Raw genomic sequence first — 24554 nt, forward strand, 5'->3', positions numbered from 1 at the left:
AACGCTGCGTCACTACGCGGGGGTAGTGACTGGCGATTTGTCCTCACTGTCTATGACACTCCAGCGTGAAATTTCGGGCGTGGTGCCCCCAGCAGGGCTCGAACCTGCGACAAAAGGATTATGAGTCCTCTGCTCTAACCGACTGAGCTATAGGGGCAAGGATCGGGCACTGTGAAGTGGCAATTAAGCGCTCTAAACCAGTGCCCAAAACCTCATAGCATCATAGCAATCTGCCACTGTGGGGTGATAAAAGCCCTATACCCAGCGGTTCCAGGTGCAGTTATACAGGACTAATGAAGCTGTCCCGCGTTCCCAATGACCTCATCTCCGGAGCGCGATGAAGCAAAGTGGCTCCCCGTGCTCAACGGAGCTGAGCTTTCCGCAAAGTTACGACTTTCGGTTGATGAATCAGTGTTTGGACACTTCTAGCATTAGTCCTATGAGTACAAAACCTTCCTTGAGCAGCGCCGACGTCACAGCCGACGCACAAACCGGTGCCACAGCGAAAGCGAAGGGCACCACCGTCACGGCAATCGCCAACGAGGATCAGATTGCTGAGTTTGCGGCCTCGCCACAGCGCTGGTGGGGTTTGCTCGTGCTCGCGGTTGGCCTCGGCATGATTGTCCTCGACGGCACCATCGTCGGTGTTTCATTGCCGACCATCATTTCGGAGCTGGGCCTCGACATCGTGGGCGCGCAGTGGATTACCACAATCTATTCCGTCGTCTTTGCTGCATTGCTCCTAACTTCCGGACGTGCTGGCGACCGCTTCGGCCGGCGAACGCTTTTCCTCGTCGGTCTAGTTATCTTCACGGTCGGTTCCATCGTGGCGGCACATTCCACCTCATTGGTGCCATTGGTCATTGCCCGCGTCATCCAGGGCATTGGTGGTGCGTGCATTCTGCCGTCCACACTCTCCAGCGTCAACGCGCTGTTTCGTGACAAAGATCGTGCCACCGCATTCGGCATCTGGGGTGCGGTCATGTCAGGTGCGGCAGCAGTCGGCCCGCTCCTAGGCGGCGTGCTCACTCAATTCGCTGGTTGGGAAGCTATTTTCTGGGTCAATGTGCCCATCGCAGTTGTGCTTTTCGTCCTTGCTCTGCGCTGGGTACCGAACACCGCAGGCGATGCCAATGGCGCTGGTGGCTTCGATGTCCTGGGGCTGGTGCTGTCTGGAATTGGCTTTGGTGCCGTGGTCTTCGGCATCATTCAGGGCGCCAAGATCGGGTTTGCTTTTCCCTCCGCACCCGTCGTCACGCTCTTGGTTGGTGCGGTGGTGCTTGTCGCCTTCGTGCTGTGGGAAAACCGTCGTCGGAAGAACGCGGATCCTGCGCTGTTGGACGTGTCGATGTTCTCCTACGCCACGTTCAGCTGGGGGAATACCACGGCGATGCTCGTCGCGGTGGGGGAGTTCGCGCTGGTCTTCGTGCTGCCGCTCTACTTGGTGTCGGCGATTGGCTTATCGACGATTGCAACCGGTCTGGTTCTGGCAGCGATGGCTCTCGGTGCGTTCTTCGCAGGTGCCATGGCGCGTCATTTGGCGGCTCGGATTACCCCGGCCGGTGTGGTAATTGTGGGGCTGGGGCTCGAGGTCTTCGGTTCGTTGCAGTTGGCGGCGGAAGAGCGCGTTGACCTGCCGCTGTGGCTGGTTGTGTTTGCATTGATTGTCTACGGTCTGGGTCTTGGTTTGGCTTCGGCGCAGCTGACCTCGTTGGTGCTTGGCGATATTCCGGTGCGGCTGTCGGGGCAGGCATCGGCAACGCAGTCGACAATTCGGCAGATTGGTTCGGCGCTCGGTGCTGCGCTCGGTGGCATGGCGCTGACGATTGGGCTGGATCGTGAGATCGCGAAGCTGTCGCCGGGCCTGGAGCAGATGGGGCAGGGGCTGAAGGATTCCGCTGGCTCGATGCTGATTGGTCTGCGTGCGCAGGGTGCTCCCGACGGTGTGTTGGTGCCGCTGACAAATGCGTTTGCACATGCCACGCAGTTTGCGCTGTATTCCGCTGTCGGCGCGTTGACTATTGGCTTCCTCTGCTCGCTGAAGGTACTGCAGTTGCGCAGGCAGGCTGAGAAATCGAATTAGCGATGTGGAATATTCGGGTGAGGGGCCGTGTTGGAAATTGGTGTCACAACATCAATCGTGGCAGTCTTATCGTTTGTCTCTTAACCGGACTTGCTAGATAGAAATGACCAACATGAAAATGCTCACAAAGCGGCGTTGGCTCGATTACGGCCGAATCTCCACTTCCTCCTGTCGCTAAACACTTCGGGGCTTCCGCCTCGCTGCGCCTGTCTTTTCGAGGCTGAGCTCAGCGGCCTCGGATCCCGTCGCGCGCATTTGTCAGACGGCATAAGGCGCGGCACAAGTGTTTTCAGAGAAATAAAACTCCAGGAGGAAAAGTGAATAAATTTAAATGGGCGACCGGCTTCGGTGCCCAAGTTGTCTATGGCCTGATTATTGGTCTCATTTTGGGCTTCATGGCCCGCAGTACTGGCGATGACTCCTCGCTGCGCACAGCGCTGGACGAGGTCGGCAGTACCTACGTCACGCTGCTAAAGCTGCTGATCCCGCCGCTGGTGGTCACCGCAGTCGTGGTGTCGATTGCCAACCTGCGTCAGGTCGCAGGTGCAGCCAAGCTGGCTGTTTCGACACTGATTTGGTTTGCCATTACGTCCTTTGTATCGGTGGTTATCGCCATCGTGCTGGGCTTGGTCATCAAGCCAGGTGTCAACTCTGGCGTGGATGCCTCGGCAGCTCAAGAGCCGAGTTCCGTCGGCTCCTGGTGGGGATTCCTGCAGAGCATTGTCCCGCAGAACTTCCTCGGCCTTGGCGTGAAAATCAGCGAATCTGACGGTGCAGTATCCGGCTCGCTGAACTTCAACGTCCTGCAGCTGCTGGTCATCGCGATTGTCTTCGGTGTCGCCGCGGTGAAGGTCGGACCGAAGGCTGAGCCATTCATCGAGTTCTCCGGCTCTCTTTTGACCATCGTGCAGAAGGTGCTGTGGTGGGTCATCCGTCTGGCACCAATCGGTACTGCGGCTCTGATCGGCCATGCTGTCGCTGAGTACGGTTGGGAGGCACTCGGCAGTCTGGGCAAGTTCGCCATTGCCATCTACATTGGCCTGTTCCTGGTTATCGCAGTTGTGTACCCAGTTGTGCTGAAGATTCATGGCATTAGCCCAATCGACTTCTTCCGTCGCGTCTGGCCAGTGACCTCGCTCGGCTTCTTCACCCGTTCGTCTATGGGCGTCATGCCGGTCACTGAGCGCGTTGTCTCCCGTCGTCTGGCAGTACCGGATGAGTACGCCTCCTTCGCAGTGCCGCTGGGCGCCACCACGAAGATGGACGGCTGCGCTGCCATTTACCCGGCTATCGCAGCTATCTTCGTGTCGCAGTTCTACGGAGTGCCGCTGGATTTCACGGACTACCTGCTCATCATCTTCGTCTCCGTGATTGGTTCGGCTGCAACTGCTGGCACCACCGGCGCTACTGTCATGCTGACCCTGACTCTGTCGACACTTGGCCTGCCACTCGCCGGCGTCGGCCTCCTGCTGGCTGTCGAGCCGATCGTGGATATGGGCCGCACTGCGGTGAACGTCACCGGTCAGGCCGTGGTCCCGTTGGTCGTCGCAAAGCGTGCGGGAATCTGGGACAAGGACGAGTGGGACGCCAGCGCCAACGCCGACCTGTCGCCAGCTGACGAGTCGGACGACGAGTCTGCAGACGCGCCTGCTGAGAAGTCCGAGTCCGCCGAAAAGTCCATGCCCGCCGCGCTTGCGTAGTCTTGAGGACATGACTTCTTGGAAGCCCTCTGTTCTTGCGCAAGTTGACCAGTGGCCAGTCGACACCGTCGCGGCTGCCGTGCGTGCCGACGATGGCAGTTGGCACACCCACGGTGATAGCGGTCGCGTTTTTGAGCTCGCCAGCGTGACCAAGTTGCTGGCCGTTGTGGGCATGCTTGTGGCCGTCGAAGAGGGTGCGGTAGAGCTCGACCAAGAGCTCACACCACCCGGTCACGGCGCGACGGTGCGTCACCTTCTGGCGCACGCCGGCGGGGTGGGGTTTGCCAGCCGCGAGCTGGAAAAAGAACCAGGGGAGCGGCGCATTTACTCCTCCGCAGGCTTTGACATCATCGCCGATGCCATCGCTGCGGAGGCAGAGATGCCGTTTAGTGAATACCTGCGCCAGGCTGTGTTTGAGCCGCTGGGGATGGCAGACTCCGTGCTGGATGGCTCGGCAGGGCATGGCGCGCGTAGCAGCGTCGCTAATCTCATGGCCTTCGTCGATGAGATCTTCACCCCGACTCTGCTGCATCCCGAAACCGTGACCGAAGCGTTGACCGTGCAGTTCCCGGGCCTCAATGGTGTGGTGCCGGGCTATGGTATGCAACGTCCGGCCGATTGGGGCCTGGGCTTTGAGATCTTCGGACACCCCGATTCCAAGCTGGGGCTGTGGTTCGGTGCCTCGATGCCCAAGGATGCCGCAGGCCACTTCGGGCAGGCGGGCACATTCCTGTGGCTGCATCGTCCAACCGGGCGGGCGGCAATCGCCTTGACCGACCGAGATTTCGGCGAATGGGCCAAGCCGCTGTGGACTGACTTCAACGATGAACTATGGCGTGAACTGGAAGAACACGCTGAAGATTAAGGGAATATGAGCTAAGTCGGCGTCGCTTGCGGCGCCGATTTTTCGTCTCAGCGCTAAATCACATCTGGGGGATTAAGGACAACTTGAGGGTTGCCAGCAGCCGTCTCGGAAATAACAATCATAAACACGTGCAACGCAAACCTCAGAAGTGTTGTTTTACCGCAGTGCTTTTTCTGCAGTGTGGCAAGTGTCGTTGGATGAGTTCGTAGGGGAAGACGAATCTCGTCTTACACCAATTGACCGCAACTTTTCCGAGGACCTTCGTCTATGCGCACCCAACTTTCAGGCGTCCTGTGGATTCACAGCATGCCAGGGCCGCTGCAACCACACATCACGTGGGCGCTGGCCCGACTCAGCATGCCCGATGGCACTAAGCCAGGCCGGGATATTTGGCGTGCGACCGACCAGGATGCCACTTTGTGCGCCGAGGTGCCTTTCACTGCAAGTGCTGACACCATCGCCACACTGGTGGACAACCTGGCTAGGTGGCCGCGCCTCTATTTCGAGCTGGCGCAAGACCCAGCCGTGGATGATGACGGCTACGCCATCGACGGTATGCGCTACTGCCATACCCCGCAGCTGGGGACTTTCGCCGGACAGACCGATGCCGCCGGAAACATCGTGGTCAACGAAGACGCACTGCGTTCCATCATGGCGCGCGGCGGCGACATCGCAGGCGCCCTTGACGCGGCCGTCGGCGGGCCGTGGGACCGCGTGTTAGAGCCGATGCGCATGATGACGGCGGGCTACGCCCCCGAAGAATGCTTTACGACGTCCACCCCTGCCGGGTCCGACAGCGCCAGCGGCAACTTGACCGCTGGCAACGCAGACCTCGGTGGGGTAGAGGCAGCTAACGTGCTGCAGCTCTACCCGCGCCGGGCGGCAATGTAATCAACTACATCGCCAAGGGTCTTAAACGAGGAAATGTCCTCGTCCTCAATGCGGACTCCCAACTCTTCCTCACAGCGGACAGCCAACTCTACGACGCTCAAGCGGTCAAAGCCGTAGTCGGCCAGTGGGGTGGAGAGCTCTAAGGACTCCACCTCGTCGTTAGCCATCTTTTTGACGATTGCCGCGACCTCGCCGTGAAGACCTGCGGGCAGGTCAGCGTCGGCGGAACCCTTCTTCGAGCCCGCGTTCGCTGCATTAGGTGAGGCATCGTCAGCGTCACCGGCGCCGGTGACCTGTGTGCCCAGTAGGGCGCTGAGCTGATCTCCAAGGCTAGAGGTCATTATTCAGCGTCCTGAGTGGTTGCGGTTGGATCGGTAATCTGCAGCTCTTCGGCTGCTTCCTGGGCGACACTCTTGTCGAGCTTGCCAGCGCGTGCCAGTGCGGCCAGGGCCGCAACAGCGACTGACTCGCCGTCGGAGTTGAAGTAACGGCGAGCGGCCGGACGGGTATCCGAGAAGCCGTAGCCGTCGGTGCCGAGAACAGTGTAATCACCAGGCACCCACTTGCGAATCTGCTCCGGGACCGCACGCTGGAAATCAGTCACTGCGATGAACGGCCCATCGGTGTCGGACAGCTGGCGGGTAACGAAGGCGTCCTCGACCTCTTCAGCCGGGTTGTGTAGACGCTCAGTGTCACGCTCGTGTCCATCACGAGCCAGCTCATTCCACGAGGTCACCGAGTAAATCGAGGAAGCCACGCCGTAGTCTTCCAGGATGTCCGCGGCGCGCAGCGCCTCCTGCATGCCAATGCCGGAAGCCAGCAGGTTGACGTGCTTGTCGCCCTCAGCCTTGCGGAAGCGGTAGATACCGCCAAGCAGCCCTTCGACATCGAGGTCTTCCGGGACAGCCGGCTGCGAAGTCGGCTCATTGTAGATAGTCAGGTAGTAGATGACATCTTCGCCGCGCTCCGGACCATACATGCGGTCGATACCGTCGCAGACGATGTAAGCAATCTCGTAGCCGAATGCTGGGTCGTAGGAGACCACGGACGGGTTCGTAGCTGCCAGCAGCTGGGAGTGACCGTCCATGTGCTGCAGGCCTTCACCTGTCAGCGTCGTGCGACCGGCGGTAGCGCCGAGTAGGAAGCCGCGGGACATTTGGTCACCGGCAGCCCAGATGGAGTCAGCCGTGCGCTGGAAACCGAACATCGAGTAGAAGATGTAGAGCGGAATCATGGCCACGCCATGGGTGGCGTACGCCGAGCCGACAGCGGTAAACGACCCCACAGAGCCCGCCTCGGAAATGCCCTCGTGCAGAATCTGGCCGTCCTTCGCTTCCTTGTAGGACAGCATCAGCTCATGGTCGACCGGGGTGTAGTTCTGGCCGTGCGGGTTGTAGATCTTCAGCGTCGGGAACCAGGAGTCCATACCGAAAGTGCGGGCCTCATCAGGGATGATAGGCACGAAGCGGTCCTTGAGATCCTTATCGCGCATCAGGTCCCTGAAAACACGCACCGTCGCCATAGTGGTGGCGACCTTCTGCTTACCTGATCCCTTGAGTATGTTCTTCAGGCTTTCGGGTTTTGGCACCGTCAGAGGCTCGTAGCTAGTGCGGCGCTCCGGCACGAAACCGCCGAGTTCCTTGCGGCGCTCCAGCATGTACTGCACTTCCTCGGACTCCGGGCCCGGGTTGTAGTACGGCGGCAGGTATGGATCCTTCTCCAGCTCCTCGTCGGAAATTGGAATGCGCTGGTTATCGCGGAAGAGCTTCAGATCATCGAGCGTCAGCTTCTTCATTTGGTGGGTCGCGTTGCGGCCCTCGAAGTTGTGGCCAAGGCCATAGCCCTTAACCGTGTGCGCCAGAATGACAGTCGGCTGGTCCTTGGTCTCCAAGGCCTTCTTGTAGGCAGCGTAAATCTTGCGGTAGTCGTGGCCGCCGCGACGGAGGTTCCAAATCTCCTCGTCGGTCATGTCCTCGACCAGCTTGGCAGTGCGCGGGTCACGGTTGAAGAAGTGCTCTCGCACCCAAGCGCCGTCGTTAGCCTTCAGCGTTTGGTAATCGCCATCGCAGAACTTATTCATCAGGTCGACTAGTGCGCCGTCCTTGTCCTTAGCGAAGAGCTCGTCCCATTCACGGCCCCAAACGACCTTGATGACATTCCAACCAGCGCCGCGGAAGAACGACTCCAGCTCCTGGATGATGCTGGTGTTACCGCGCACCGGACCGTCCAGGCGTTGCAGGTTGCAGTTAATGACGAATGTCAGGTTATCCAGGTTGTTCAGCGCCGCATGCTGAATGGCGCCACGGGATTCCGGCTCGTCCATTTCGCCGTCACCGAGGAAGGCCCAAACGTGCTGCTGTGAGGTGTCCTTGATCCCGCGGTCGTGAAGGTAGCGGTTAAAGCGGGCCTGGTAGATCGCGTTGAGTGGGCCAAGTCCCATCGACACCGTCGGGAACTCCCAGAACTCCGGCATGCCATGCGGGTGCGGGTAGGAGGGAAGGCCATTGCCCTCGCCGAGGGAGACCTCCTGGCGGAAACCGTCGAGGTCCTCTTCGGTCAGACGCCCCTCTAGGAACGCGCGGGCATACATACCCGGCGAAGCGTGGCCCTGGAAGAAGACGTGGTCACCGCCGCCTGGGTGGTCCTTGCCGCGGAAGAAGTGGTTAAAACCGACCTCGTAAAGCGGTGCGGCGCCCGCATAGGTGGAGATATGTCCGCCCACGCCGATACCCGGACGCTGTGCGCGATGGACCATAATTGCCGCATTCCAGCGGATCCACTTGCGATAGCGGCGCTCAATGTCCTCATCGCCTGGGAATTCCGGCTCCATCTCAGTTGGGATGGTGTTGACGAGGTCTGTCGAGGTCAGCGGCGGTAGAGCCACGCGCTTTGCCGTGGCACGTTCCAGAAGCCGCAGCATGAGGAAGCGTGCGCGCTCCGGACCTGCCTCTTCTAACAGGCCGTCGAGAGACTCAAGCCACTCCTTGGTCTCTTCAGGATCTGCATCCGTGAGATAGGAGGCGACCCCATCACGGATAAGGGCAAAGTTTGACTCATCAGAGTGGGCTTGTGGCGTACCTGAAGAGGTATCGGACATTGTGAGCTCCTTTCAGTCCCTGAAGGAAAGGCAAAGGTAATTTTTCTCCACTCTACGTCTGAATCGTTTGTTGTGCCCCTAGCCGTCTCTTACACACGCTTTCACCGAATAATCCGCTCGGCTTTACGACGAACATTGCGAAGAACACCGCGAAAACTGCACCTTTTTGGGGAAATTCTTATTTTGCAGCTGTGAAAAATGTATTTGAGCGGTAAAATTTCTCCACATAGTTCGAAAAATCGAGCTGAATATTTTTTCTAGAGGAGGAAAAGGGAAGTGGTCAACGCCACAGGCGCTGCTCATGAATATGCGAGCAGGCTCGGCATCAAGGAAGGTCAGCTAGTCCAGGAGGTTGGCTGGGATACAGACTGTGACTCAGCAATCAGCGAGTCGGTCGAGAATTTCCTGGATGCAGACCTGCTCGACGAAGACACGGATGAGGTTGTCGACGTCGTATTGCTGTGGTGGCGTGAAGAAGACGGCGACTTGGTCGATGGTCTTGTGGATGCTTCCCGCCCTTTGGAGGATGAAGGCCGCGTTTGGCTGCTCACGCCAGGCGCTGGTCAGCCGGGCGCCATTGATCCTGGCGTGATTGATGAGTCCGCACAGCTGGCTGGTTTCTCCAACACCTCGGCGCTTCGTCTGGGGGATTGGCAGGGCAATTGCCTGGTGCAGCGCTCTAGCTAGCCGGCTTTCGCTGTCCCGTTTGAATCGGCTACTAGCCGAGCTATTGAAATAATCTGCATAAACGCTGTATGTAGTGCGCAATTGGCAATCTATGTTTGCCGTGTGTTAAAGTTTCGCAGCAGCGCGGCGATAGCTCAGCGGTAGAGCTCTGGTTTTACACACCAGCGGTCGGGGGTTCGAAACCCTCTCGCCGCACAGACATAATCCGCCCGGATTCTTGTAATGGAGAATCCGGGCGGATTTTTGTTTGTGCTAAACTCCCGGTCTGTGCGTTTTACAAAATCGCTTGCCACCATTGTTTTTATCGGATCTCTGCTCGCGGACGCTCCCGCCTACGCAATCGGCGGAGATAGTCAACCGATGATTGACGCGGCCACCGGTAAAGCAATGGTCAAGGCTGCAAATGCGGGCGAGCCGCTCGATGTCGTAGCCGTTCTACGGGGACAGTTTGATTAGATTGCGTACACATGCCAGGAGCCGACATCTCTGTCGGCGCGGTGCGGCGATCGCTGTGGGGTATGCACTTGACCGCATTTTCGCAGATCCCACCAATCACCATCCGGTGGCCCTTTACGGGCAGGCTGTCAGCAAGCTTGAGCGCCGAATCTACGCCGACTCCAAAGCGCGCGGGATAGCTTTCACCACCATCGCAGTGGCCACACCGGTAGCGTTTACCGCCGCAATCAGCACAGTCGCTCCGAGCCTCACTCTGGCTGCTATCACGTGGGTGTCGCTTGGCGGCACCACTCTTCGCCGTACTGGCGAACGCATGGCCGACCGACTCACCTCTGGTGACATCGATGCCGCTCGTGCGCTAGTGCCGTGGCTGTGCTCGCGTGATCCGGAAGCCCTCGACGCTGATGGCATCGCCCGAGCCACCGTTGAATCGCTCGCCGAAAACACCTCCGACGCAGTCACCGGCACGCTCATGTGGGGTGCCATCGCAGGCGCTCCTGGTGTGGTCGCTCATCGAGCGGCCAATACCCTCGACGCGATGGTGGGGTACCGCAACGCTCGCTATCGCCAGTTTGGGTGGGCTAGTGCACGGCTTGACGACGTCGCCGGGTTCTTGCCCGCGAGACTTACAGCTGTCGCAACTGTGGTTGCAGGTCCGGACCGTCGTCAAGCATTGGCAGCGTGGCGACGAGACGCCAGCAACCACCCAAGTCCGAACGCAGGCGTCGTGGAGGCAAGCGCTGCAGGCGCGCTGGGGCTGCAGCTGGGCGGCGCGACGGTGTATCCCAGCGGAGTCGAGATGCGCCCGGTGCTTGGCAGTGGTCGGAGGCCTGCGGTGGCGGATGTGCGGCGTGCGGCTGAGCTGAGCAAACGAGTACAAAACATTGTTGCGCTCAGCTGCGCCGGAGCAGCAGTAATCGCCGGATGTATCCGGCGCGTGAAAGCGCGAGCTGAGAGTTAGAAACGCTCGTCGTATCGGTTGTCGCGGTAACCTGCGGCGCGGTGGCCAGTGTTGCCGTAGCGTTGCGCCATGCGCTGGCGGTGCAGCTCGGCGGCGCGATCCTCTTCGGACTTAGCCGGCGGAGGAGTCGGAGTGGCGTCGTCGTCCGATTCGGGTGCCGCGTCCTCGGTGTCATCAGCGTCATCTACTGGTTCCGCGGCTTCGGCATCGCGAAGGTTCTTAGCCATCTCCTCTTGCTCCGCGCGGTCTCGTCTGCGCTCGACGATTTCAGCGCGAATGAACCAGACGACGGCCAGCGGCACAAGAGCGCCGAAGAAGATCCACTGAATGCCGTAGGAGAGGTAAGGGCCGGACTCCAGAGTGGGCAGCGGGATGGCCTCGATGACGGCATCGGATTTGTCCGAGAGCTGAAGCCAATCGGGGTTGAGTTCGGTGTCGACTAGCTCGGACACTTCCTTGGTATTGAGTCCGTAGACCTGCGGCGGGGTGCCGGGGATTGGAGCGGTCTCGGCGGGAATCTCGTTTCGGCGGGTAAAGGCCGAGATAGTCAAGGTGCCCTTCGGGGCTGGCTCAACATCGGGGGTGCTGGAGTCTGTCGGGCGTACAAAGCCACGGTTGACCAGGTAGTTTTCGCCATTGTTAGCGACGAAGACATCGAGTACCTGAACGGCGGGAGCGCCATTGACTGGGCGGTTACGCAATAGTACGCGGGTATCCGGCAGGAAGGACCCGGTGGCGGTAACGCGACGCCATTCGTTGCCCTCGACGAACCCTTTGCCCTTGGGCATTAGCTCATTGACATCTACGGGGTCGAGCTCGAATGAGTGCTCAAGCTGCTGATTGCGATGCTGCGTCGCGGTGTTCTTCCCCAACTGCCACGGAGCCAGAACAGTAAATGCGAGATAGGAAAACGCAATGGCGACAATGGCAGTGAGAACCCATCCAGGGGTCAGAAACTGGCGCACATTCTTAAACACATTCATTGAGCTTACCCGGTGGTGTGGATGGCACTCGAGCGGCTGGTGGTTGGCGGTGCGGAGATTGAGTGAACTTCGGGTAAAGTTGTTTGAGCGTATTTGACGGGGAATCTACCCGGGGATAGATGGAAAGAGAGGTGTCGTGGTGGGCACGCAAACAGCGAAATCTTCGCCTTCACGTCGCTTCAGCACAGTCTCGCGCCAGTTCATCAAGTTCGGTCTGGTCGGCGGCACAGGTGTGGTTGTCAACCTGATTGTCGTGATTATTGCCCGCAAGTTGGGCCTCAGTCTGGGCACCAATGAGCACGACGTGTTTATGAACCTGTTCGGAACGCGGTGGAATATCCGTTACTCCCACGTCTATGCAACTCTGGCGTTTGTCGTGGCTAACATCTGGAACTTCCAGCTCAACCGGTCCTGGACTTTCCGAACTGACAATCGCCCGAACTGGTTTAGACAGTTCTTCCCGTTTTTATTTGCAGGTATCTCAGCGCTGATTGTGAACCTGGTTGTCATCACGCTGCTGACTAACCCCACCTCGCCGCTGGCACTGCCGGTGGACATTTTCGACGACTCCACCGGCTTTAGAAACCGCCTCTACTGGGCAAACCTCATCGGCGTCATCCTGGGTACGCCCGCTAACTTCATCTTGAATAAGATTTGGGCGTTCCGAAACCGGGGCAATGCCAATAAAACAAAAGAAAAGGTTGTTTTGAAACCTTAACGCTCAGAGGCCAGCGCCAGAGTCTCACGCAACCATGCGATGATACCCGGCGTCGCGGCCTCAATTTCGTTTCGAGTGCGGACGAATCCCTCCGGGCCGCCGTAGTAGGGATCGGCCACGACGGCGCCCTTCGGGGATGCCGGGTCGAAGGAACGCAGCAGGCGAATCTTTTCTTTTGGCACGCCAGCGCGGAGTAGACCATTGATGTGCGATTCATCCATGGCGATGAAAAGCGTTGCATCCATGTGTTCATCGCCCAGCTGTGCCGCGGTGTGGTTCGGATCGTATCCAGCATTTTCTAGCTCGGCTTGTGCCCGCTCGTCGGCGGGTTCGCCGACATGCCAGCCGCCGATTCCGCAGGAGGCGAGCAGGACATCGTCGGCAAGCGCATTGGCTTCAACTGCGTCACGGACGATGATTTCAGCCATGGGGGAGCGGCAGATATTTCCGGAGCAGACAAACACGACGTACACGGACTCAGTACGATGCGACGAGTTCATAAGCATAATAGGCAAAACCAAACTTCTCGGAAAATAAAAATAGGATTGTCACTAATCGTTGACGAGTCTTAAAGATACAACATTTCCCGAACAACACGATTCAGGTTCCCAGGCGACGACGCCAATGCGGCAGCCGATGCCCACTCAGATTCCGAGCCGTAGCCCCATTTAACAGCGATGGCGGGGATGCCGAACTGTGCGGCGCCCTCAAAATCATGGATGCGATCGCCGACCATTACGACCGAACCACACGGGCGCACTGCTTCATCGGTTTCAATGCCCAACTCCATGAGCGTGTACTCAATGACCTCAGTCTTTGTCTGTCGTGAGCCGTCGTCGCTGGCGGCGCCGATGAAATCAAAGGCGGCGAGAAGCCCGAAATTGTCCAGGGTCTTGCGGGCGAAGTACTCGCCCTTGGAAGTCGCAGTGGCCAGCTGTACGCCTGCTTCCCGCCAATCGCGCAGGAGCTCCGGCCAGCCGGGAAACATCTCGGCACGCTGCCAACCACCGGCGCGTTGATGCTCCATGTACACGGCGAAGGCTCGGTCGACTTGTTCGTCGGAAAGCCCGAGAGATGCGAGTGTTTCCACCATTGGCGGCCCGGGAATCGTGTTGATAAAGCTCTCAGGCGGAAGTGGGTGGTCAATTGCCTCCAATGCAAGGCGAAATCCATGTGCGATTGCGGGGAGAGAATCGGCGATGGTGCCGTCGACATCAATAAGGACAGTGGGGCGATGGCCAGTGGACATATTGTTCATCCTAAAAGGTCATTAGGCTGGATGGCATGTTAGACGACCCGCTGCGCTATCACGGCGACCAGGCCGCCCATGGCGCTGACCTGGACTTTGCCGTCAATGTTCACGGCACCACACCCCAGTGGTTGCAGGACTCGCTGGCCACCTCCCTCGGAGAACTTGCCGCGTATCCGTCTGCGCAGCTCGATGCCGACGTCCGTGCCTCCATCGCCGCCAACCACAATCGCAGCGCCGACGAGGTACTGCTTCTTCACGGCGTCGCCGAGGGCTTCTCGCTCTTGCCACACCTGCGCTTGCCCGCCACAATCGTCCAGCCGCAGTTCACCGAACCCGAAGCCGCGTTCCTCGCCGCAGGAGTCGAGGTGGATTCGCTGGTACTGCCGTCGCCGTACACACTCATGCCTACGCTTGCCGACGTTCACGAGAACGCATCCTTCCCGCATTCCCAGCAGCTTGAAGGCCGGATGGTCATCATCGGCAATCCGACCAACCCCACCGGCGTTGCTCATTCAGCGGATGATCTGCGGGGGCTCGCCAGCCGTTGTGGGATCCTGGTCGTGGATGAGGCGTTTATGGACGTCGCCGGTGGTGAGATTATTCGGCGGTGCTCGCTAGCCGATTGCAGGCCGGGGGAAGCGAACCGAATCCCCGATAATGTCATCGTTTTCCGCAGTATGACTAAGACCTGGGCAATCGCAGGCCTGCGCTGTGGTTACGCACTCGGTCACCCGGAGCTCCTGGCACAGCTGGCGCGACGGCGTCCGCACTGGCCACTGGGCACGCTGCAACTTACCGCTATGGCGGCAATCGCGCAGCGCGAGGCAGAGCTGTTGCCACAAATCCGCGCTGAGATTGGTCAGCAGCGCGAGGCTATGACACAGCTGTTAGTGGCCGCCGGCTGGCAAGTGTTGGATTCCGAGGCTCCCTTTGTCCTGGCACATCCGGGAGGTGACCGGAGCTCTCACAATGGGCAGGGTGCTGCGGAGGTTGACGTCGTCAAGCATGAGCGTTTGCGACAGGATCTTGCAGAGCGTGGAATAGCCGTGCGACGTTGTGACACCTTCGCCGGTTTGGACGGTTCGTGGTGGCGGCTGGCTGTGCGGGACGAGACGAGTGTGCGGCGGCTTGTTGCGGAAGTAGCGGATTTGCTGTCGCAGAACTGATGGGGTGGGGCAGAGTTCACTACGCTGGAAGAGAAGCTGGAGAGAAATGCATGTTGAAGGGATGGATGTATGACGGACTCTGCGCAGACCCGTGCCGAGGGCAATAACACGGTGGTGACCGTTGCCGACGTGCGTGCGGCGATGGACACGGCCTACCCACCGGCACTGGCGGAGAGCTGGGATAAAGTTGGCCTGATTTGCGGTGACCCGCAGGATGAGGTGCGTCGCATCGCGTTGGCGCTGGACTGCACTGACGAGGTCGCAGATCGCGCGATTGCCTCCGGTGCTCAGATGCTCGTTGTGCACCATCCGCTGCTTCTGCGCGGTGTGAATTCCGTGGCGGCGGATACACCGAAGGGTCGGATTATTCATAAGCTGATTCGGGCAGGTGTGGCTCTCTTCGCAGCGCACACCAACGCTGACAGCGCCCGACCGGGTGTCAACGACCAGTTGGCCACGGTGCTCGGAGTTGAACCGGGTGCGCCGCTAGCTCCGCAGCCGGCTCCCGGCTTGGATACCTGGACGGTGAAGGTTCCGGCAGATCACGTCGATAAGGTCGCGCAAGCCATGTTTGAGGCGGGCGCGGGCACTATCGGCGACTACGACAGCTGTGCGTTTCGCATTAACGGCCGCGGCCAGTTCCGCCCGCTGAGCGGGGCAAATCCTTTCATCGGTGCCGAGGGGCAGGTTGAGTATGTCGAGGAAGTGCGCCTGGAGATGGTCGCGCCACGGTCCATGCGTGCGGCGATTGTTAAGGCTCTCGTTGCAGCGCATCCGTATGAGGAGCCGGCATTCGACATTGTGGACAATCAGGCTACCGGCTTGGATCCGCAGCAGGCCGTGGGCATTGGGCGAGTGGGCACGCTGGATACGCCGATGCCATTTAAGGACTTCGTCGCCCGCGTGGCTGAGCGCCTGCCCGCAACGGCATGGGGCGTCCGTGGCGCAGGCGATCCGGAGCGGATGATTCACACGGTTGCCGTCGCATCGGGTTCAGGCGACTCTTTCCTGGACACTGTGGCGAAAATGGGCGTCGATGCGTTCGTTACCTCTGACCTGCGGCATCATCCTGTCGATGAGACACTGCGGACCGCGGACTTCTGCGTGGTGGACACGGCTCACTGGGCCAGCGAGTTCCCCTGGTGCTACCAGGCCGCAGACATGCTGGCCGAGAGGCTTGGGGTCGCGACCGAGGTCCTTGAGGTGCGCACCGATCCCTGGACAGTGGCAGAATCGTCGACACAGGCAAGGAAGTGAAGACCATGAGGCTTAGTCCACAAATCCAAGTTGCGATGTTGGAAAAGGCGGAGAACCAAACTCTGTTGGATGGGCTCACCGCCCGCCAGAACGTTCTGCCCGAGCGTGCCGAGTTGCAGGAGCTGCGCAAAAAGCACAGCCGTCAGGCCAGTGAGGCAGCGCGCTCCAAGCTCAGCGCCTCCGATATCGGCCGCGATATTGCCAAGCTGGAATCGGACATCAACAAGCTGAAGGCTCGCGAAAAGGCTGATCGTCTGTCGCTCGGTGCCGCAGAAGACGCATCCACGCGCCGTGACCTCGAGCACGACCTGCGCTCCACCAAGCGCCGCCGCGAACGCGCTGAACAGGAACTCCAGCAGTACGAGCGCATGCAGGAGGCCTATCAGGTCGACGCTGAGCACGAATACGACGCCGACGAGGCGCACGATGACATCGTCGCCGCCAAGCAAAGGCTTAACGACGCCGAGGTTGACCTCATTGCGCGCATTTCCATCGCTGAGACCCGAATCGAAGAGGCTGACAAACTCATTGATGGTTCGGCAGCCAAGCTTTACCGTCGTCTAGCGCTTGCCAACGGGATCCCCGTTGCCCGCTTAAACGGACGCACCTGCGGTTCCTGCTTCATGGAGCTCGATGTCGGAACCGTGCATGAATTCACCACGCTTGCGCCGGAAGAAGTGACGTTTTGTCCTGAATGTGGCGCGATGATTGTGCGTGCGGAAACGCTGGGAGCGGTGAAGGGCAAGTAGATGAGCCAGGCTGCAGACAAGCGCGATAGCGCGCCGGGCTGGACGGGGGCGACTACCGACCCCACGCGGTTGGTGCTGCTGCGCCATGGGCAGTCGCCAATGTCGATTCGCCGGGAGTACTCGGGAAGTCGTTCGAACCCCGACCTGACAGAGGTGGGCAGGCAGCAAGCGGAAGCGGCAGCACGTCATCTGGCGGCGCTGGCCGATAGCGGCAGCATGAGTTTCTCGGCGATTGTGGCCTCTCCACAGCGTCGTGCACAGCAGACAGCAGAGGCGGCAGCCAAAGCGCTCGGGCTGGACATCCACGTTGAAGAGGATCTGCGCGAGACCGACTTTGGGCAGTGGGAGGGCATGACTTTCTCCGAGGCTCACAACGCCACCCCTGAGCTGCACAGTTCCTGGCTTGCGGACCCGACCGTGGCGCCACCGGAGGGGGAGGATTTCCGCACGGTCGATAGCCGAGTGAGCGTCGCGCGTGAGCGCATCGCTCAACAATTCGGTGCCTCGGATGTGCTGGTAGTCAGCCATGTCACGCCAATCAAGTCGCTGCTGCGCCAGGGGCTCGGCTGCGGCTTTGAAATCTTCACTCGCCTGCACTTGGACCTGGCCAGCCTCTCCATCGCAGAGTTCTACGCAGATGGGCCGACATCAGTGCGGCTGATTAACGACACCAGCTACCTGCGTGGTTAGCAGCCGAGCACGGCGGGTTATTTGAATTGCAGTTGTGGCGGGTACACTAACCATTCGAGCGAGCCGGCCGGGTGATCGCGGCAGTTAACGGAACCGGACGCCTCTTTTACAGAGTGTGTCCAGGCCGCTGTCGAGGAAAGTCCGGACTCCACTGGGCATGGTGGTTGCTAACAGCAACCCAGGGTGACCTGCGGGAATAGTGCCACAGAAAATAGACCGCCGGGCGCACAGCCGATGTCTTTGACATGAAGCTGTGGAGATCCGGTGAGGGTGAAAAGGTGCGGTAAGAGCGCACCAGCGGGGCAAGTGATTGCACCGGCTAGGTAAACCCCACCAGGAGCAAGGCAAAATCGCGCATGCTTCGTCGTGCGCGTGCGCGAGTGTTTGAGGGCTGCCCGTCCGATACTCGCGGGTGTGCTGCTTCAGGCTGTCAGCAATGGCAGACCGAGATGGATGATCGCCACCCGGCGCTTTCCGAAAGGAGCGCCGAGGGACAGAATCCGGCTCATAGGCCGACTCGTTCACACAAGCTTTTCTACTCGACCACCGCGCCGGCCGCAGTGTTCTCCACACGGATGGTCTCGGAACCGCCGTCGTTAAGCGCGGAGGCAATCCGATCGGCATCGTCGACGTGGGACCACATCACCAGCGATGCACCCGGGCACGGCGCACAACGGGCAATCTTCTCGCAGTCGATGGTGTCGGTCAGCTCGGCAATCTGCCCCAGTACAGAGCTTGCCGACGGCGCGGAGCCACGCTCACTGACATCGCGCGAAACCCCTGCGATGGCTGCTTGAATATCGCTGTGACGGATGTGGCCGATTACTGCGCGGGCACGGTCGGAGGATGCGTCGGCTTCGTCAAGCCACTGAATGGCACGGCCAATGGTGGGGATGTCTTCGTCGTCCGGATGCACCTCGTGACGAGCACGCACCCAGTCCGCGACCCGCTCCTGTGAGTCGGGGAGGCTAGCGAGACTCGGCACGCCAAAAGCGGCGCAGGCCTGCTGGAAGAACTCGTAGCGCTCCTCGTCGGGCGAACCGCCGGTGACATCGGGGGAGTAAGCGACAGTCAGCGCCAACGACTGCGGGAACGCTGTCTGCGTGACTGCCTCATCGGAGTGGTTGATGCACAGCAGGCTGTCCGGGCGACTGCGCAGCGCCGTGGTGTAGGGGTACAGCGGCCACGACTGTCCCTTAATCTGCACCATGGTCTCGTGGACAGCGGTGGCAATACGCGTGCGGGTGGGCACATCATCGCGGTCGCCAAAACGCGCATTGAGAGCCAGTGCGAGGGCACACTGAATTGCCGGAATTTCCCCAAAACCGCGACCTGGCGCGATAGTGGAGGCAATGGTGACCTTCAGGCCGTTGCTGTTGCGCGGAACGAGATGCAGCGAGTGCTGTAATGCGACGATGGCAGCCGCGACAGCGGTCGGCACCTGAGAAAAAGCGGCGGGGACGCTATCCGGGAAATCCATCTTGGTAGTTTCGCGCTTGTACACGACAATGAGCTGCTGCTCGTCGATTTCCTCGATACCGACCGCAGCATAGGCCGGAATGGCGGTGGCTAGGAGCATGCCGCCGGAGGACGCGCAGTCCTCACCCAACAGGTTGATGGAACCCGGGGCGTATGCAACTGAAGAATTAGAACCGACGGCATCGAAGACGTCGTTTACGACAGCGGGTGCGGCGGGCATGGGTGAAACCTCTCCAGAGATCGGACTCATAGTGCTGGTGTGCAGTGTTCGCGTTCAACGCTTGTGTTCTAAGGTGAACAATTCCGTCGATAATACCCGGGTCGGGGGACAGTGACAAACCTATATACTGGGATTTTAAGTCGCCGCAGCGCACATGGCAGGCAAATGGTTGCCTCTCTGCAAGTTTGCTTATAGGCGTAGTTGGCGGTGGCAGAACCGCTTGATAACTCGACATGTTCTCGATGTGGAAGAGGAGAAGAATCGTGAGCGACAACAGTAGTAAGTGGTACTACCAGCCGTCGACGGGCACGGTGTTTCAGGGGAAGAAAACAGGTTGGGACGACCGAATGGGCCCCTACGATTCCGAAGAGGAAGCCCGCGCTGCCATGGAAAAAGTCGCCGAGCGCAACAAGGCGGCCGACGACTGGGATGAAGAAGATGATGACTGGGGCGTAGCTGAGAAATAAGTCTCTACGCGCTTGCGGTCTACTTAGTAGAGGTGTTCCTGTTCTTGGAGATGACGTGGTCAAGCGCAAAGCGTCCGGAGCCGAATGCTGCAATCATCGCAGCCAATGCCGCGATAATCAGTGCCAGCTCGTAGCCGCCATCGCTGACGAAAACACCGTTGGAGATGTGAACCAGGAAGACTGCGCCGAGAAGGTTGAGTGCGACCAGTGTGCCGACGACAGTCTGGAAAAGGCCGAGCGCGATGAAAATTGCACCGATTAGCTCAATGAGGGTGGCGACCCACGCCGCCAGTTCCGGTGCCGGAACACCCATCTCTGCGAAGGATTGTCCGGCTGCGTCCATGCCGAAGGTGAACATTTTCTGGTAGCCGTGTGCGAAAAGTACGAGCGCCAGTGAGAGACGCGACAAAAGGCCGATGATATCGCGGACGGTAGAGGGCATTGCGTGAGCTCCTTTGAGGTATTCAAAGTCAGATGTTGACAGGTACTCAAAGGATGGTAGGAGGGGCTATTTGCCTATGTCAATGGGGGCATATCAACAAAAAGGAGCTGTGCATTACCTGAATGAGGAAATGCGCAGCTCAGCACAGTATGGAAAACCTGGATGAAACTATTTCAGTGACACCAATCTCGGGGTGGTGCACCGGGGCGTGTAGAAGGCTTTGCCTCTAGGCCTTCTTGCCCTTCTTAATCTTCTTTTCCATCTTGCGGAAGGCCTTGAAAACCTTTGCCACGGCATCGTCGTACTCAGCCAGGGCCTTCAGGCCGTCGTAGTACTCCATCTGGTAAAGCACGCCGTAGCCGAAGGTGTCCCTGCCCGCACGGGAGGCACGCTTAGCGCGAGCCAGCACGAAGTCACGCGCAGTGCAGGTGTCCTGGAAGTCACCGAGAACCGACTGCAGGTTCTTGCAAGCAGCGTAGAGCTTCTCGGTCGGCAGGTCCGCGTTCTGAGCAGCTTCCGCGCTGTAGCGGAGCTTCTTCGCAGCCTTGCGGACATCGTGGTAACGCTCGTCCAAATCTGCCTCTGGCAGATCAGCATCCTCGCGGCCATCGACTACCAGGTTGTGGCGACGACGGAACTTCGTAAACGCGCTGCGCAGGTGATCGAGCAGCACCGCAGTCGTGTCGAGTTCCTTCGGTGCCTCTACCTTCTCCGGCTCGGCCTTATCTGGGGTCGTGGAAGATGCTGCATCGGCGGCTGCAGTATCAGCCTCAGCCGCGACCTCGGAGTCGGCTGCCGAAGAATCCTCTGCGGCTGCGTTCTCCGCGCCGTCGACAAGCGATTCGTCCTTCTTCTTGGACTTCTTTTCCCCAGCCTCGGCCTCGTCCGCGTTTGCGGCAATTGGCGGATTGGCGAGGAACTCATCGAGATCGTCGAGAAGTTGCAGGTACTCGCTGGAATTGAGTGCGAAAATGACGCGCTGATGAGCGCGGTCGTAGTCCTTCTGGACATCTTCGACGAGATTCGCACGCAGCTCCTCGCCCAAAGCGGCGCTTTCGCGATTGGCCAGCAACTCCTCCCAGCGCATAGCGACGACCTCAGCGTCACGAGCCACGCCGAGAACACCCGCCAGCTGCTTGAGGTTGCTCTCCAACTCAGCGACCTTATCGCCCACAACAATGCCGTGGAAGGTCTGCATATGACTGCGCAGCTCACGAGTGGCGACGCGCATCTGATGCACCGAGTCAAACTCATCGCGGCGTACCTTCGGGTCGTACTCGACCATCTTGGCCACGTTAGCGGCCAGCGCATCGACCACAGTGCGTCCCGGAGTACCCTTCGGCAGCTTCGCTGGAACCGGCGGCAGGGGAGCGGAGTCGATGGAGTCACCCAACGCCGTCGCCAACTTCGAAGGGCTTTCCGACGGCACGGCGCCAGCCACCTCAGCGACCTTGGACATTGCTGCCATTACGGCCTTGCCGTCCGGGTGATTTGCCCAATCCCCGAGAAGCTCAATCTCCCACTCACGCCAGGTAGTGGTTTCGCCGCCTTCGAGGAAGGAAGTCGCCGTGACGTGATCATCCGCAAACTCCGCCATGGGTGTGCCATCGAGGGCAAACACCGTGGTGACGTGGCGCTCATTGTCTACCTGCGCGATTGGTTGCAGCGGGTGATTGCGCACAATTGCGCGGACGGGGGCAAGCAACTCGGTAGGCACGATGTAGTCAGCATCGCGGCCTTCACCGTTAACAGAGCCCTCTGCCAGGCCAACGCCATATTCGAGGCGACCGCCGGTGCCCGGCGCCTTCAGGTGCCAACCCTCATCGGGGCCGCCAGTGCGGCGACGCAGAGTGTGCTTGGACCGGGTCAGACGCAGGTCTGCCGTGTCCAGGTAAATCGCGGAGAGATTTCGCACCTCAGTGGTGGTGGAGCCAACCTGTGGAACGAAATCGAACGATGGGGCTACCACTTCCGGGGTAGCTGAGAACTTAGATTCCACCTCCAATGCCGCAGTTGGAGTTTTGGACTTAGAACCAGACTTAGATGCCATAACCACTAATTCTACCCCCGAACCGAAGAACTAACCCGAGAAGTTCTGCGCCTCAGTTGGGAACTCGCGGGAGTGCACCTGGTCGACATACTGCTTAGCTCCCTTGGTCAGCATCTCGCCGACCTCTTCGAACACCGAACTAAACGACGGCCTGCGGCCATCGGCCGGAACTGCAAAGGCATCCTGCCAGACGAGAACCTGGCCATCGCACTGATTACCAGCGCCAATGCCACAGGTCGGAATGGATAGCTCACGGGTAATCTCGGTGGCCAGATCCGCCGGCACCATCTCCAGGACAACGGCCGAGGCGCCAGCATCGGCTACCGCATGGGCGTCGGCACGCAGCTGTTCCGCCCCCGCACCGCGTCCCTGTACCTTGAAACCGGACAGTGCGTTGACGGACTGCGGGGTGAAACCGATGTGAGCCATGACCGGAATGCCGGCGTTGACCAGCGCACGGATGCGCGGAGCGATGCGCACGCCACCTTCAATCTTGATCATGTGTGCGCCGGTTTCGCGCATCATCTTCGCGGCGGACAGCACGGCCTGCTCATCGGAGGCCTCGTAAGTGCCGAAGGGTAAATCGGCAACCACAAGTGCGTTGCCAGCGCCCCGGACGACACCGCGAGCAAGCGGGATCATTTCTTCCAGCGAGATCTCGGTGGTGGTGTCGTAGCCGTAGACAACGTTTGCTGCAGAGTCGCCGACCAACAGCAGCTCGACACCGGCGGCGGAAAAAGCGCGCGCGGTGGAGTAGTCGTAGCAAGTCAGCATTGCCCAGGGGCGAGACTCAGCCTTCCATTCGGCCAGATTATTCAGACGAATCTTTTTTCCGCTCATGTCAATAGAGCATGCCATAGTCACCCGCAATTCGAGGCCACGAGGGCAGCGGTTGTGGCTCGGACGCGGCAGTTGGCTAGCCACGCCGAATGGTCAAAATGTGTACCGCGAATCCGGGCACCTGGGTAACGTTGGAAAGTATGAACAGTCAGCAGGAATTCGTCCTCCGCGCAATCGAAGAGCAAGATATCCGCTATATCCGCCTCTGGTTTACCGATATTTTGGGGTATCTGAAGTCCGTTGCCGTCGCACCGGCTGAGCTTGAGGGCTCTTTCGAAGAGGGCATCGGTTTCGATGGCTCCGCGGTAGAGGGCTTTTCCCGCGTCTCCGAGGCTGACACTATTGCGCAACCGGATCCCTCGACGTTCCAGGTCATGCCGCGTCTGCATAAAGAAGACACGATTACGTCCGCGCGCATGTTCTGCGACATCGTCATGCCCGATGGTCAGCCGTCGTGGGCAGATCCACGCCAGGTGCTGCGCCGTCAAATTAAGGCGCTTGCCGACGAGGGCTTCCACGCGTTCATCCACCCGGAGATTGAGTTTTTCCTCGTAGAGAGCCTGGCTACTGATGGAAAGCCGCCGGTGCCAACGGACAATGGCGGTTACTTTGACCAGGCGGTCTACGACCGCGCTCCCCGCTTTCGCCAAGAAGCGATCACGGTGTTGGAAGACATGGGAATCCCCGTGGAGTTCTCCCATCACGAAAACGCGCCGGGTCAGCAGGAAATCGATCTGCGCTACGCCGATCCGCTGACTATGGCGGATAACGTGATGTCCTTCCGCTACATCATTAAGCAGATTGCAATGAAAAATGGTGTGCAGGCGACATTCATGCCGAAACCTTTCCAGGACTTGCCGGGCAATGGCATGCACACGCACATTTCCCTTTTTGAAGGGGACACCAATGCATTCCACGACCCGGATGATGAAAACCAGCTCTCCGACACCGCAAAGGGTTTCATTGCCGGCATTCTGACCCACGCCAGCGAGATTTCCGCTGTGACCAATCAGTGGGTCAACTCCTACAAGCGCACGGCATTTGGCGATGAGGCTCCTACGTCCGCGACCTGGGGCATGGCCAACCGCTCGGCGCTCGTGCGTGTGCCCATGTACTCGCCGGGTAAGGCACATTCGCGCCGGGTGGAAATTCGTTCCTTGGACTCGGCCTGTAACCCGTATCTCGCTTACTCGGTGATTTTGGCCGCCGGTCTGAAGGGAATTAAGGAGGGCTACCAGCTTCCGGAGCAGGCAGAGGACAACATCTCCGAGTTGACCAAGCGGGAACGACGTGCGATGGGCTACCGCGATTTGCCGACGTCCCTGGAGGTGGCGCTGCAGGAGATGGAACGTTCCGATCTGGTGGCCGATGCTCTCGGCGACCATGTCTACGAGTTCTTCCTGCTCAATAAGTGGCGCGAGTGGCGCGAGTTCCAGCGTCAGGTGACGCAGTGGGAGCTGCGCACAACCCTGGATTATTAGTTTCCCCGTACCGCTCCCTT

Annotated in this window: 22 protein-coding genes, 2 tRNA genes, 1 other RNA gene and 1 pseudogene; 16 read left to right on the top strand and 10 right to left on the bottom strand. The window is 59.6% G+C overall.

Translation table 11 applies throughout. The features are described 5' to 3' along the window. Positions 1–80 precede the first annotated feature (80 nt). Positions 81–157: transfer RNA gene (locus NQ014_RS09510), tRNA-Ile, on the bottom strand. Between the two features lie 282 nt (positions 158–439). Here NQ014_RS09510 and NQ014_RS09515 point away from each other — a divergent pair. The 4 genes from NQ014_RS09515 to NQ014_RS09530 all read left to right on the top strand — a co-directional run bounded on the left by NQ014_RS09515 (position 440) and on the right by NQ014_RS09530 (position 5539). Beyond that, positions 440–2083 (top strand): DHA2 family efflux MFS transporter permease subunit, encoded by a 1644-nt coding sequence (locus NQ014_RS09515; protein WP_257075021.1) that lies wholly within the window; start codon positions 440–442, stop codon positions 2081–2083. 317 nt (positions 2084–2400) lie between these two features. Next, the gene (locus NQ014_RS09520; RefSeq protein ID WP_257075022.1) at positions 2401–3783 is read left to right on the top strand and encodes a dicarboxylate/amino acid:cation symporter; all 1383 of its coding nucleotides are present in this window, start codon (positions 2401–2403) and stop codon (positions 3781–3783) included. Between the two features lie 10 nt (positions 3784–3793). Then, on the top strand, positions 3794–4648 hold the full coding sequence (locus tag NQ014_RS09525; RefSeq protein WP_257075024.1) for a serine hydrolase: 855 nt from the start codon (positions 3794–3796) through the stop codon (positions 4646–4648). A 267-nt stretch (positions 4649–4915) separates the two neighbouring features. Next, positions 4916–5539: a DUF3145 domain-containing protein gene (locus tag NQ014_RS09530; RefSeq protein WP_257075025.1), complete on the top strand. Its 624-nt coding sequence runs from the start codon at positions 4916–4918 to the stop codon at positions 5537–5539. Here NQ014_RS09530 and NQ014_RS09535 read toward each other — a convergent pair. Both NQ014_RS09535 and aceE read right to left on the bottom strand, forming a co-directional pair. Beyond that, positions 5515–5880: an acyl carrier protein gene (locus NQ014_RS09535; RefSeq protein WP_257075026.1), complete on the bottom strand. Its 366-nt coding sequence runs from the start codon at positions 5878–5880 to the stop codon at positions 5515–5517. The two genes, NQ014_RS09530 and NQ014_RS09535, sit on opposite strands and share 25 nt — an antisense overlap. Next, positions 5880–8636 (bottom strand): pyruvate dehydrogenase (acetyl-transferring), homodimeric type, encoded by a 2757-nt coding sequence (gene aceE / locus NQ014_RS09540; protein WP_257075027.1) that lies wholly within the window; start codon positions 8634–8636, stop codon positions 5880–5882. Before aceE ends, NQ014_RS09535 begins: the two co-directional genes overlap by 1 nt. 276 nt (positions 8637–8912) lie before the next feature. On the opposite strand from aceE, the gene NQ014_RS09545 reads away from it, so the two are divergent. The 4 genes from NQ014_RS09545 to NQ014_RS09560 all read left to right on the top strand — a co-directional run bounded on the left by NQ014_RS09545 (position 8913) and on the right by NQ014_RS09560 (position 10740). Next, complete coding sequence (locus NQ014_RS09545) at positions 8913–9323, top strand: DUF3052 domain-containing protein (protein ID WP_005511050.1); 411 nt, start codon at positions 8913–8915, stop codon at positions 9321–9323. A gap of 123 nt (positions 9324–9446) precedes the next feature. Beyond that, positions 9447–9518, top strand: a tRNA-Val gene (locus tag NQ014_RS09550). 72 nt (positions 9519–9590) lie between these two features. Further along, the gene (locus tag NQ014_RS09555; protein ID WP_257075029.1) at positions 9591–9779 is read left to right on the top strand and encodes a hypothetical protein; all 189 of its coding nucleotides are present in this window, start codon (positions 9591–9593) and stop codon (positions 9777–9779) included. Position 9780: 1 nt separating this feature from the next. Further along, positions 9781–10740, top strand: a complete 960-nt coding sequence (locus NQ014_RS09560) for a cobalamin biosynthesis protein (protein ID WP_257075030.1) — start codon at positions 9781–9783, stop codon at positions 10738–10740. Here the strand turns inward: NQ014_RS09560 and NQ014_RS09565 are convergent. Beyond that, the gene (locus NQ014_RS09565) at positions 10737–11723 is read right to left on the bottom strand and encodes an SURF1 family protein (RefSeq protein ID WP_257075033.1); all 987 of its coding nucleotides are present in this window, start codon (positions 11721–11723) and stop codon (positions 10737–10739) included. The two genes, NQ014_RS09560 and NQ014_RS09565, sit on opposite strands and share 4 nt — an antisense overlap. A 136-nt stretch (positions 11724–11859) precedes the next feature. Here NQ014_RS09565 and NQ014_RS09570 point away from each other — a divergent pair, with 136 nt between their 5' ends. Beyond that, complete coding sequence (locus tag NQ014_RS09570) at positions 11860–12441, top strand: GtrA family protein (RefSeq protein WP_257075034.1); 582 nt, start codon at positions 11860–11862, stop codon at positions 12439–12441. Here the strand turns inward: NQ014_RS09570 and NQ014_RS09575 are convergent. Beyond that, positions 12438–12941: a low molecular weight protein-tyrosine-phosphatase gene (locus NQ014_RS09575; RefSeq protein WP_370547223.1), complete on the bottom strand. Its 504-nt coding sequence runs from the start codon at positions 12939–12941 to the stop codon at positions 12438–12440. The genes NQ014_RS09570 and NQ014_RS09575 overlap by 4 nt on opposite strands. Positions 12942–13009: 68 nt before the next feature. Further along, the gene (locus NQ014_RS09580) at positions 13010–13690 is read right to left on the bottom strand and encodes an HAD hydrolase-like protein (protein WP_257075037.1); all 681 of its coding nucleotides are present in this window, start codon (positions 13688–13690) and stop codon (positions 13010–13012) included. A 35-nt stretch (positions 13691–13725) separates the two neighbouring features. Here NQ014_RS09580 and cobC point away from each other — a divergent pair, with 35 nt between their 5' ends. The 5 genes and pseudogenes from cobC to rnpB all read left to right on the top strand — a co-directional run bounded on the left by cobC (position 13726) and on the right by rnpB (position 18079). Then, a complete protein-coding gene (gene cobC / locus NQ014_RS09585; protein WP_257075038.1) occupies positions 13726–14859 on the top strand; it encodes an Rv2231c family pyridoxal phosphate-dependent protein CobC in 1134 nt (377 codons plus the stop codon). 69 nt (positions 14860–14928) lie between these two features. Next, positions 14929–16116: a Nif3-like dinuclear metal center hexameric protein gene (locus NQ014_RS09590; protein WP_257075040.1), complete on the top strand. Its 1188-nt coding sequence runs from the start codon at positions 14929–14931 to the stop codon at positions 16114–16116. Positions 16117–16121: 5 nt separating this feature from the next. Continuing rightward, on the top strand, positions 16122–16865 hold the full coding sequence (locus NQ014_RS09595; protein WP_049189597.1) for a zinc ribbon domain-containing protein: 744 nt from the start codon (positions 16122–16124) through the stop codon (positions 16863–16865). Between the two features lie 24 nt (positions 16866–16889). Then, positions 16890–17555 (top strand): annotated as a pseudogene (locus NQ014_RS09600) (histidine phosphatase family protein); the annotation flags it as partial. A 59-nt stretch (positions 17556–17614) separates the two neighbouring features. After that, positions 17615–18079: RNase P RNA component class A (gene rnpB / locus NQ014_RS09605), an RNA gene on the top strand. Between the two features lie 11 nt (positions 18080–18090). On the opposite strand, the gene NQ014_RS09610 is transcribed toward rnpB, so the two are convergent. After that, complete coding sequence (locus NQ014_RS09610) at positions 18091–19254, bottom strand: galactokinase family protein (RefSeq protein WP_257075045.1); 1164 nt, start codon at positions 19252–19254, stop codon at positions 18091–18093. Between the two features lie 263 nt (positions 19255–19517). On the opposite strand from NQ014_RS09610, the gene NQ014_RS09615 reads away from it, so the two are divergent. Then, positions 19518–19721 (top strand): SPOR domain-containing protein, encoded by a 204-nt coding sequence (locus NQ014_RS09615; RefSeq protein WP_016423068.1) that lies wholly within the window; start codon positions 19518–19520, stop codon positions 19719–19721. Between the two features lie 19 nt (positions 19722–19740). On the opposite strand, the gene NQ014_RS09620 is transcribed toward NQ014_RS09615, so the two are convergent. The 3 genes from NQ014_RS09620 to panB form a co-directional block, all read right to left on the bottom strand. After that, entirely contained in the window at positions 19741–20163 is a 423-nt protein-coding gene (locus NQ014_RS09620) for a DoxX family protein (RefSeq protein WP_257075046.1), read from the bottom strand. Between the two features lie 226 nt (positions 20164–20389). Continuing rightward, entirely contained in the window at positions 20390–22213 is a 1824-nt protein-coding gene (locus tag NQ014_RS09625; RefSeq protein WP_257075047.1) for a CYTH and CHAD domain-containing protein, read from the bottom strand. A 30-nt stretch (positions 22214–22243) separates the two neighbouring features. Continuing rightward, positions 22244–23053: a 3-methyl-2-oxobutanoate hydroxymethyltransferase gene (panB, locus tag NQ014_RS09630; protein ID WP_257075050.1), complete on the bottom strand. Its 810-nt coding sequence runs from the start codon at positions 23051–23053 to the stop codon at positions 22244–22246. A gap of 140 nt (positions 23054–23193) precedes the next feature. Between panB and NQ014_RS09635 the strand changes: the two genes are divergently transcribed. Then, complete coding sequence (locus NQ014_RS09635; protein ID WP_005511085.1) at positions 23194–24534, top strand: glutamine synthetase family protein; 1341 nt, start codon at positions 23194–23196, stop codon at positions 24532–24534. The last annotated feature ends 20 nt before the right edge of the window (positions 24535–24554 follow it).

It is taken from the genome of Corynebacterium sp. 5QC2CO (assembly GCF_024580435.1).
GTDB classification, from domain to species: domain Bacteria; phylum Actinomycetota; class Actinomycetes; order Mycobacteriales; family Mycobacteriaceae; genus Corynebacterium; species Corynebacterium jeikeium_D.